A 10,536-nucleotide genomic window follows, 5' to 3' on the forward strand; every position below is an offset into this window, starting at 1 on the left:
CCTCAGGGCAGGCTGACGCGTAACCCGCGGATCTCGTACCCGCCGATGTCGTTGTTGAAGGTCACGCGGGGCGCGGCGGCCATGCGCACACCCTCCAGGGCGAACAGGCGGCTGAGGAGGACGTCGGTCTCCAGGATCGCGATGCCCGCCCCGGGGCACCGGTGCGGGCCGTCACCGAAGGACAGGGCCGCGGCGCTCGTCGCGCCGCCGTCGATCGCGCGCCCCGGGCACACCGCCAGCGGGTCGGCCCCCACGGCCTCGGCATCGGCGTTGGCCGCCTCGACGAGCACCTCGACCAGCGCGCCCGGCGGCACGGTGACCGGGCCGCCGGCGCCCGGCAGGTCGAGGGCCGCCGTGGTGCGGCGGCGCAGCCGGGCCACCACGGGCTCCAGCCGCAGGATCTCGTGCAGGATCGCCAGGCGGCCGGGCTCGCCGGCCGCGCGGTAGCGCTCCAGCAGCTCCTCGTCGGTGAACAGGTGCCAGGCCGCGACGCAGATGAACTCCCGCGTGGTGACCATCCCGGCCGCGGCGAAGGTCAGGCACTCGCCCAGGATCTCGGCGTCCGTGCAGCCCTGCGCGATCAGGTGCGAGATGAGGTCGTCGCGCGGGGCGCGGCGGTGGTCGCGGATCGCGGGGCGCACGTCGGCCAGGTAGACGCGCAGCCAGCTGACGTTCTGCCGGACGAGCCAGTAGATCCCGCTCGGGCTGGTCAGCCCCGGCCGGCCGAACTTCTCCGGGAAGAAGCTCTCCAGCCTGAGCCGGATGCCCGGCCTGCTGGAGGTGAGGCCGATGACAGCACCGGCCACCTCGATCGCCATGCCGAAGCTCAGCTCGGACAGCTGCGCCTCGCCCGCCGCGCGCAGCGTCTCCAGCTGCCGGTCGGCGACCCGCGCCATCAGGCCGCGGTACCGCTCGTCCACGCGGCGCGGGGTGAAGAACCTCGCGGTCTGCCGCCGGTCCTCGCGGTGCTCGGGCCCGTCGCGGTAGAGCACGGGACGCCGGACCCGGGCGGGGAGCTTGTCCGCGGTCTCGACGCCCAGCCCGGCCTGGACGGTGGCGTCGCTGCGCAGCACGGCACGGGCCGGAGCGTAGCCGCGGACCCGCCACGTGCCGTCGGGGGCCCGGCTGACCGGGCACGTCTCGCCGGTGTCCGGCCGTACGATCTTGCGGGCGTCGCCGCGGTGGTCGCTCACGCCGTCCCACTCCCGTCCTCGGATGCCGCCCGACCATGGTCGTACGCGGGCGGCACGGGATCAAGACCGTTCCCTCCGGCGCGATCTCGGGATCGGAGCGTCCCCGGTCCGTAACACCGCGCAGTGTCCCTCCGTTGCTCAAGTAGTCGGGGACGGACGCGAAGGGTGGAGGACGTGACCCAGGACCAGATCGGGCTGATCGCCTCCGTCGTCGCCACGGTGGCGGCGTTGGTGGCGCTGAGATTCGACATGTTCGGCCATGCGCACGGCCGGGAGGAGGCTTTCCGGCGCGTCGGCGGCTGGACGATCGCGGTTCTGGGCGCCGCGTTGACCGGAGTGGGCGCCTACGTGTGGCTGAGCGCGGCGGGAGTGCCACCGGCCCGGCAGCCTGATGCCATACCCGTGGTGGCCGGGGTGCTCGGTCTCGCGCTGGCGGTGACCGGGGTGGTCCGCGTCGCGCGGACTCCCGCCGAACCCGACGTGGAGGCCCTGCGGCACATCGTCAGGACCCTCGGCGCGAGACTCGACCGGATGGAGCCGCCACGCCGGTGGATCGTCGATCCCCTCGTGACGGTGGAGAGGCGCACCGTCGTCGACGAACGCCCGATCTCCCGGCTGCCGCGCCGCAACGCCAAGGTCACGTTCGTCGTCGGGGAGGCGGGAGCCGGCAAGAGCCTGGCGCTGCGCGAGCTCGCCCGCGAGCGGAACCGGCGCGAGATGCGCAGGAAGCGGCCGCGTGAGGTCGCCCTCTGCGTCGATCTCGGCGCGCTGGCCGACGAGAAGTCCAAGCCCACCGCCGAGCTGATCCGCGGCCATGTGCACCGGATGGTCTCCGACGGGGACTCCGTCATCGTGAGCGACCTGCGCCGGCTGATGGAGGGGCGGCGGAGGCTGACCTGGATCCTGCTCTTCGACGGGATCGACGACATGGCCGCCGGGCGGGAGGCGGACGGCGCGGAGACGCCGGCCGGCTGCCTGGACGCCATCCGGCAGTTCGTCGACAGCAGGAGCGCCTTCCGCGCCGTGGTGGCGCTACGGAACGCGCCGGTGAGCCGGCCGGACGAGGACGTGCTGCCGCTGGTGCCGCTCACCTCCACGCGGCAACGTGAGATGGCGGTCAGAAGGGGGCTCACGCCCGAGGACGTCGGCCGGCTCCGCTCCCATCTGGCCGGCCATCCGGAACTGGCGCGGGCGGCCGCCAGCCCCATGGTCATGGGGCTGCTCCTCGACCAGGTGGAGCGGTCGGGGACGGCGGACCTGCCCCGAAGCCCGTACGAGCTCATGGAGGCGATCACCGCCGAGCGGCTGGAGCCGGTCGCCGGCTCCCTGCCGACGGCCGGGATCCTCCAGGCCGCCGAGCGGCTCGCCGCGCGTGCGATCGATGCGGAACACGATGCCGGCGACGTCGCGCGGGAGACCGAGGCCCTGATCGCGGCGGGCATCGTGCGCGGCGTCCAGCCCGGCGCGGTGGTGTTCGCCGGCCGGTTGTTCCGGGACCACTACGCGGCGCGCCGGCTGATGAGCCCGGCCCACGGGCTCGACGCCGGGCGGCTGGTCACGACGCCCGCGTGGCGCGAACCCGTGACCATCTGCCTGCGCCTCGGCGCTGACGACATCCGCGAGTCGCTGCTGACCGCCGCGTGCGACGTCCTCGACGCGCACATGGCCGGGGCCGGGTGGGCCGTCGCCGACGTGACTCCCTACCTGACGCCGGGCGGGAAGAGCTCCTCCGTGCCCACACCGACGGTGGCGATGTCCTGGCCCGCCCCCGTCGCGAACGTGCTCGACGTCCTGGGCAGGGCTTCGAGCGGCGGATGGAGCGCCGCGGACGCGTCCCGGCTGACCTCGCTCATGGACCGGATCGTCGTCAGCGCCTTCGTGCGCGGCAACGGGCGGGCGCGGCGGCACGCCGCCGCTCTTCTGCCGCTCTCGTCCCCCGAGGTCGTCGCGTGGGCGGTGAAGCGGATCGAGCGCGACGACGGGTCCGACGGTCTCATGCGGGAGGCGGCGGAGCGGCTGGCCTCCTTCCCCGGCACGTTCCTCCGCCTGCCGGGCAACGTCCGTCTCATGCTCCTGATGAGCGCGCTGGCCTCCCCCTCGACGGCCGGCCGCCTCCTGCGCCGGCCCGGGAGCCCCGACGCGGGCCGCCCTCAGGACCTGGCCGTCCTGGTGCGCGCCACGATGCGCCTGATGCAGGTGCTGGCGGTCATGGGCATCGGACGGTCGGTCGCGGACCTGGTGAGCGTCGCGAACGGCGACACGTCGCTCCCCGCCCCGTGGTTCTCCTGCTCGGTGATCGCGGGATGCGTCCTGTTCCTCACCGGATCGGGGGGAGCGCACCTGCGGCCCCTGCCGTGGCCCCTGTATCCCACCATGCTCTTCCCCATCCTCCACGCCGCCTTCCTCGCGATGCGCGCCGTCCACCTGACCGGCCAGGCGGCGGTGGACTTCCTGCGCGGATGGCTGAGCGACGCCGTCATGGAACTGCTCGGCGCCGCCGTCACCTCCTGGCCCGTCGCGCTGGTGCTCTTCATGGGCTGGACCGGCCGCCTTCCCGACCAGCCGCGGGACTGGCTGTTCCCTCACCTGAGCCCGGCCCGCGCGATGTTCGCCCACTACTTCGCGGGCCGCGAACCGGCGGAGATCCTGAGGAACCTGACCCGGGGCGTCGACCGGATCACCGTGTTCCGCCTGGTGAGCGCGGCGCTCCTGGCCGGCGCCGGGCTCGTCCTGGTCGTACGCGGCATCGACCTGCCGAACGTCGCCGCGGCCGAGCAGGGGAACGCGCGCGGCGTGGTGTGCGTCGGCCTGGTCCTGCTCGGACTCCTGGTCGACCGGCTCCTGACGCGGTGGAAGGGGCGCCTCAGGCGGCAGCACACCGCCAGGCGCGTGGAGAGCGGTCATCTGACCGCGGAGGAGTTCCTCGGGCTGTTCCAGCAGGCCGGTGACGCCGACCATCCCGGCAAGGGGAATCGTGAGGGGAGCTGGAAGACCCCCGAGACGGACTTCCTCCTCCACTCCCTGCGCGACAGCCCCCCGCGATCACTGCGGCACGCCATGCCGGCGATCCGTGACCTGGAGGCGGTGTTGCGCCACGTCGGCTGGCTGGTCCCCAAGGACAGCCGCGACCCGATCCCCGCGGGGGTCTGGGACTACGACCCGCCAGCGTTCGGCCATCCGGGCTTCCTGCAGTGGGTCATCGAGTACGACGAACGATTCCCCGGCCAGCTCGTCCGGCTGGCCGCGGCGCGGCATGACCGGATCAGGAGCCTCGTGGAGCAGGCCGACGCATGACACGGCCGGAACCCATGACGCGGCCGGAACGCATGACGCGGGCCGGTCTCGTGACACGGTCAGCGTGACACGGTCAGCGGGCCGGGAAGGCGAGGACGGTGCCGAGGGGGGCGGGCAGCAGGGCCTCGGCGCAGTCGGCGCACGCCAGCACGGCCGAGTCGTCGGGCAGCCGGCCCACGCGCACGCGCGGCCTCGGCCACCGCTTGTGGCAGACGGCGCAGGCATCGCCCTCGCGCTGCGCCCAGCTCAGATCATCAGGGTCGAACGTCAACATGTCATGCGCCGTTCCTGTCGGGCCCCAGTTCATCACGCTCCCCGAGGTGATCGCGCACCCGTGCACCGGATCCGTTATAACCCCGACCGCACTCGTGATCGTCTAGCTGGACGTCAAGCCAGAGTGAATTCTCTACCCACCCCGCCTCCTTTAGGCGCATAAAAACGGGCATCCAGCCACAAGCCGGATGCCCGTTTTTTACCTATTGATACTTTGTAAAGGGCCTAGAGCTCGGCGAACGCCTTCTCCAGGATGCCGAGGCCCTCCTCCAGCAGGTGCTCGGGGATCACCAGCGGCGGCAGGAACCGCAGCACGTTGCCGTAGGTGCCGGCGGTGAGCACCAGCAGGCCGGCCGCGTGGCAGCGCTTGACCACCTCGGCGACGGCCGCCGGATCGGGCTCCTTGATGCCGGGCCGGACCAGCTCGATCGCGATCATCGCGCCGCGCCCGCGCACGTCGCCGATCACGTCGAAGCGTTCGCGCATCGCCTCCAGGCGGGGGAGCATGATCTCGCCGATCCGCCGGGCCCTGGCGACCAGGTCCTCCTCGGCGATCGTCTCCAGCACGCCGAGCGCCGCCTCGCAGGCCAGCGGGTTGCCGCCGTACGTGCCGCCCAGGCCGCCCGGGTGGACCTTGTCCATGAGCTCGGCGCGGCCGGTCACCGCCGCGAGCGGCAGGCCGCCCGCGATGCCCTTGGCCGTGGTGATGATGTCGGGCACGACGCCCTCGTGCTCGCAGGCGAACAGGTCGCCCGTGCGCGCGAAGCCGGTCTGCACCTCGTCGGCCACGAACACGATGCCGTTCTCGCGGCAGAACTCCGCGATCCTCGGCAGGAAGCCCCGGGCCGGCTCGATGAAGCCGCCCTCGCCGGCGATCGGCTCGATCACCACGGCCGCCACGTTGGTCGCGCCGATCTGCTTGGTGATCATGTCGATGGCCTCGGCGGCGGCCTCCTCGGCGCAGTTCTCCGGGCCGGTCGGCCAGCGGTACGGGTAGGCCAGCGGCACCCGGTACACCTCGGGCGCGTACGGGCCGAAGCCCTGCTTGTAGGGCATGTTCTTGGCCGTGAGCGTCATCGTGAGCAGGGTGCGCCCGTGGTAGCCGTGGTCGAACACCACGACCGCCTGCCGCCCGGTGGCGTACCTGGCGACCTTGACGGCGTTCTCGACGGCCTCGGCGCCGCTGTTGACGAGGAAGGTGCGCTTGTCGTGGTCGCCCGGGGTCAGCTCGTTGAGCTTCTCGCAGACCTGCACGTACGACTCGTACGGCGTGACCATGAAACAGGTGTGGGTGAATTCGGCGACCTGCTTCTGGACCCGCTCGACCACGCGCGGGGCGGCGTTGCCCACGTTCGTGACGGCGATGCCGGAGCCGAAGTCGATCAGCCTGTTGCCGTCGGCGTCCTCGACCACGCCGCCGCCCGCCCGGGTCACGAAGACCGGGAGGGTGGTGCCGATGCCGCCGGGCACGGCGGCCTGCTTGCGGGCCAGCAGCTCCTGCGACCTGGGTCCGGGAATGGCGGTGACGAGACGGCGCTCCTGCGGGATGCTCATGGCTCCGACGTTAAGGCCCGCCTCCACCTGCGCCGATACGTCGATATGGCACACTGGAGCCACGTTTCTTCGCCGGAATGGACAACTCTCACGGATGGCGCCTTCGCTTCGGGTCGTGGTGCGGCGGATGGGGCTGCGGCCGCTCGCCGGGTCGATCGAGAACGTGGTGGTGCGCTGGGTCGCGGTCAGCGAGCTGGAGGATCCGACGCCGTACCTGGAGGGGGAGGAACTGCTCCTCACCACCGGGATGCGCCTGGAAGCCGATTTTTCCGGATATGTCGCCCGACTGGTGGCGCGGGGGGTGGCGGGGCTCGGCTTCGCGGTGGGCCTCACGCACGAGGACGTGCCCCCCGGCCTCGTCCGGGCGGCGGCTGAGGCCGGTCTGCCGCTGCTGGAGGTGCCGCGCGAGGTCCCGTTCATCGCGATCGGCAAGGCGGTCAGCGAGCTGCTGGCTGCCGAGCAGTACGACGAGATCAAGAACGCCTTCGCGGCGCAGGGACGGCTGACGCGCGCCGCCCTGCGACCGGAGGGGCCCCGGGCGGTGGTCGACCGCCTGGCCAAGGAGATCGGCGGATGGGCGGCGCTGCTGGACGAGACCGGGGAGGTCCGCCACGCCTCCTCCGGCGCGCAGGTCGGCACGGTGGTGGCGGAGCTCACCCGCCTCGGCGCCCTGTCCGGCCACCCCGCCCCGGGGCCCGCCGGCGGGCAGGCGGGGCGGCCCGCGAGCCTGGCGTGGTCCGGGCCCGGCGGGCACATGGTGGTGCTGCCGCTCGGCGGCGGGCCGCGACCGCGCGGGTTCTTCGCCGCCGGCTCCGTGCGGCCGTTCTCGCCGGTGGGCCACACGGTCCTGAACGCCGCCGGCTCGCTGCTCACGCTGGCCCTGGAACAGGGCGGGGCCCGGCTGGAGGCGGAGCGGCGGCTGCGCGCGTCCGTCCTGGAGCTGCTGCTCGCGGGAGCGCCGGAACAGGCGCGCGCGGTGCTGGAGGCGGTCGGCGGGCGGCTGCCCGAGGAGCCGCTGGTCGTGGTGGCCGCCCCGGCCGACGCCCTGGAGGCGCTGGAGCCGCACGCCTTCACGGTGCTCCTCCCCGAGCCTCCGCCCGGTCGCATGCCCGGCGTCACCGCTGAGGGCAGCGGGGAGGCGGCGGCCGGCGTCCCGGGGCAGGGCGGGAGAGCGCCGGCGCGCGGCGGGAGAGTGGTGGCGGCCGTCGTGGGGGAGCGGGCCGCCGACCAGGTGGCGGCGTTCGCCGGCGGCCGGGTGGGCGCGAGCGTCCCGTGCTCGTACGGCGAGCTGACCGGCGCCCTCGACCAGGCGCGGCGCGCGCTCGCGGCGGCGGGTGACCCGCGAGGCGAGGGACGGGTGGTGCGGTTCGGCGACCTGGCCGGGCAGGGACTGCTGAGGCTGCTCGACCCGGGCGCCGCGCGGGCGTTCGCCGGGGCGCTGCTGGCGCCCCTCACGCGGTACGGCTCGCGGGCCGACCTCGTGGAGTCGCTGCGCGCGTACCTGAGCTGCAACGGCCACTGGGACGCGGCGGCGCAGCGGCTGGGCGTCCACCGGCACACGCTGCGCTACCGGATGCGGCGCGTGGCCGAACTGCTCGGCCGGGATCTGGACGACCCGGGGGTGCGGGCGGAGCTGTGGATCGCGTTGGCCGCCACGGACCCGTCGGCCGCCGACCGCCCCGACGCCCGGGGGCATCAGGGGTAAGCCCGGGGGCATCAGGGGTCAGGGGTCAGGGGTCAGACGAAGAACCGCGTCAGATGCTCGACCACGATCTCGGGCTGCTCCTCGGGGATGTAATGGCCGCTGTCGGGCACCAGCACCACCTCGACGTCGGTGCCCTTGTCCGGCAGCACCGCCTGCAGGAGCATGTGGCCCCCTTCGCCGCCGCCCAGACCCAGCAGCGGGGCGGTGACTCGGCCGTAGGTCTTCTCGTCGGCGATGTCCTGTCCGAAGGCCCGGTACCAGGCGTTGCCCGCGCGGACGGCGTCGGGTGTGGCGTAGGCGTGGGCGTAGATGTCGCGGTCGCGGTCGCTGATGGAGCCGGGATCCTTGATCAGGTAGTCGCACATCCAGTCGATCAGGTCGCGGGACCGGCCGGCGAGCAGGCGTTCCGGCAGGCCCGGCACCTGGTTGAAGGCGAACCACCACAGGAACCGGCCCGGCCCCGCGTGGATGTCGCCGTCCACCTGCTGGCGGCCGGGGCGAGGGAGCAGGGAGTAGGCGTAGAAGCGCTCGTCGGGGTGGGCGATGTCGAGCAGCGCGATGCGCCGGGTGTGGGCGGGATGGTTCGCGGCGAAGGCGTAGGCGACCATGCCGCCGATGTCGTGCCCGGCGATGTCGACCCGGTCGTGGCCGAGGTGGCGGACGAGTTCGAGGATGTCGGCCGCCATCGTCTTCTTGTCGTACCCGTGGGCGGGCTTGCCGGAGCCGCCCATGCCGCGCAGGTCGACGGCGATCACCTGGTGGTGTTCGGCGAGCGGCGGCATGATCTTGTGGAACTCCCACCACGTCTGCGGCCACCCGCCCAGCAGGACCAGCGGTCTGCCGTGCCCGCCGGTCACGTAGTGCAGGCGGGTCCCGTTGACGTCGGCGTGGCCGCTGACGAACCCGCCGTCGAGCGAGCGCGCCAGCTCGGCGTCGGAAAGTACTTCCCCCACGATGATGTCTCCCTCAGCTCCGTTGCCGCTGAGAAGGCGACCGGCTCACGTCGTCGACGCGACGCGACGCGACGCGCGCCCACGGCCTCGACCGCGTCGCGGTACCGCGCCTGCGCCGGACGAGTCACGTGGACGGACCGCACCTTCCCGGCTACCGGCGATGGACCCCGACGCCGGTGGAACGGCTCGTCAGGGGACCCATCGCCGGGTTGTACCCGTGGCGGCCAACGACGCTACCCCTTGACACTGGCGTCAAGGTCAACCCGCGGGTCTCACTGCTTGGACACCAGGTAGCAGCAGATGGTCGCCGTGGTGACCGCCTCGTAGGTGCGGGCGTCGCGCAGGTGGCCGGCCCGTTCGAGGCTGATGGCCCCCTGGGCCGCCGCCCAGAGCGCGTCGGCGATCTTGCGGGGCTGGGTGGGGACGAGGTAGCCGGCGGAGATGCAGTCGGCGATGACCCGGTCGAGGATGTTGAGCGCGGCGCGGGCCAGGGTGCGGGCGCGCTCGCTGGGTTCGAAGCCGGGGATGGCCCGCTCGAACATGAGGCTGTAGTAACCGGGCTCGGCCAGGCATGCCTGCCGGTAGGCGGGGCCGAGCGCGGACAGGTACTCGAAGGGGTTGTCGCGCTGCGGCACGGCCTCCAGGAACCGCCGGAAGCGCTCGAAGCCCTCCAGGTAGAGGGCCTCGGCGAGCCCCTCCCGGTTGCCGAACATCGTGTAGATGACGGTGGTGGTGCAGCCGGCCTCGCTGGCGATCCTGCGCATGGTCAGGCTCTCCGGGCCGTCGCTCACCAGGAGGTTGACCGCGACGTCCAGGAGCCTGGAACGGAGCTCGTCGTGGCTCGCCCGTTCGCCCAGCAGGTAGGCGCCCTGAAGTCCAAGCGGCGCCGAGGAGGTCATGGGCCCACGCCTTTCTGCTCGGGGGCCCGCCGCGCTGGGAGACCCGCACACGTTGACTTAGCCAGGGCGGGCTTCGTTCAAACCGCTCCGCACGGTAAACATCCCGAATTAGGTCTACTTCTGTTACATGGTGGGTAAAGGAGAGGGTCGGCCGGGGTCTGCGGGCGTCGACGACAGAGCCGTGACATGGGGCGGATGTCGGCAGGAGTGGGAAGCCATCCGGGGGAGCCTGACTACATTGGCTCCCTTGGTTGGCTCCCCTAAAGCAGGCCTGGCTGCTGAGACTCCACCCGACCGGACGGCGCTGCTTCGTGGCGATCGTCCCTCAGGTGGCGCCCGCGGCTGTGCAAGTTGGACAGGCCCTCCGTAAGGGGGACCCCCAGATGGTTCGCGTCGCCAGGGGGGCTGGAGGGTTCGCCAGCAGCCGTTGAGCGCGGCGAAGCCCCGTTCGGCGAGACAGCGCAGGGTTCGGAGTAGCCGATGCAGGTGGTTGTCCGGGCTGAAGACCTGGTCTTCTTCGAGCCGCTTGATCGGCGTATGAATGCCGATCAAGCGCGGTCGTAGCGGGCTATCGGCGAGGGGCTGGCCGTGCGCGTCTACGGCTTGGAGAACGCCGAGAACCTGTGCGTGGGCGGCGGTGAGCAAGTTCAGAGCTGGGCGCTGGC

Annotated in this window: 7 protein-coding genes; 2 read left to right on the forward strand and 5 right to left on the reverse strand. The window is 72.7% G+C overall.

Annotated elements, in window-relative coordinates:
* Nucleotides 1-2: 2 nt before the first annotated feature.
* On the reverse strand, nucleotides 3-1,193 hold the full coding sequence (locus tag HTZ77_RS48620) for a cytochrome P450 (protein ID WP_175595737.1): 1,191 nt from the start codon (nucleotides 1,191-1,193) through the stop codon (nucleotides 3-5).
* Between the two features lie 174 nt (nucleotides 1,194-1,367).
* On the opposite strand from HTZ77_RS48620, the gene HTZ77_RS43910 reads away from it, so the two are divergent.
* Entirely contained in the window at nucleotides 1,368-4,487 is a 3,120-nt protein-coding gene (locus HTZ77_RS43910) for an NACHT domain-containing protein (protein ID WP_175595738.1), read from the forward strand.
* A gap of 73 nt (nucleotides 4,488-4,560) precedes the next feature.
* Here the strand turns inward: HTZ77_RS43910 and HTZ77_RS43915 are convergent, their stop codons facing one another.
* Nucleotides 4,561-4,761 carry a hypothetical protein gene (locus tag HTZ77_RS43915; RefSeq protein ID WP_175595739.1) on the reverse strand — a complete coding sequence of 67 codons (201 nt, stop codon included), beginning with the start codon at nucleotides 4,759-4,761 and terminating at the stop codon, nucleotides 4,561-4,563.
* A gap of 224 nt (nucleotides 4,762-4,985) precedes the next feature.
* A complete protein-coding gene (gene gabT / locus HTZ77_RS43920) occupies nucleotides 4,986-6,314 on the reverse strand; it encodes a 4-aminobutyrate--2-oxoglutarate transaminase (protein WP_175595740.1) in 1,329 nt (442 codons plus the stop codon).
* A gap of 94 nt (nucleotides 6,315-6,408) precedes the next feature.
* Here gabT and HTZ77_RS43925 point away from each other — a divergent pair, with 94 nt between their 5' ends.
* Complete coding sequence (locus HTZ77_RS43925; protein WP_175595741.1) at nucleotides 6,409-8,019, forward strand: PucR family transcriptional regulator; 1,611 nt, start codon at nucleotides 6,409-6,411, stop codon at nucleotides 8,017-8,019.
* Between the two features lie 32 nt (nucleotides 8,020-8,051).
* Here the strand turns inward: HTZ77_RS43925 and HTZ77_RS43930 are convergent, their stop codons facing one another.
* Both HTZ77_RS43930 and HTZ77_RS43935 read right to left on the reverse strand, forming a co-directional pair.
* Nucleotides 8,052-8,972, reverse strand: coding sequence for an alpha/beta fold hydrolase (locus HTZ77_RS43930; protein ID WP_175595742.1), 921 nt, complete (start codon nucleotides 8,970-8,972; stop codon nucleotides 8,052-8,054).
* Nucleotides 8,973-9,244: 272 nt separating this feature from the next.
* Complete coding sequence (locus HTZ77_RS43935) at nucleotides 9,245-9,871, reverse strand: TetR/AcrR family transcriptional regulator (protein ID WP_175595743.1); 627 nt, start codon at nucleotides 9,869-9,871, stop codon at nucleotides 9,245-9,247.
* Between the last annotated feature and the right edge of the window lie 665 nt (nucleotides 9,872-10,536).

Origin of the sequence: Nonomuraea montanisoli, from assembly GCF_013363975.1 — a bacterium.
Lineage (GTDB): Bacteria > Actinomycetota > Actinomycetes > Streptosporangiales > Streptosporangiaceae > Nonomuraea > Nonomuraea montanisoli.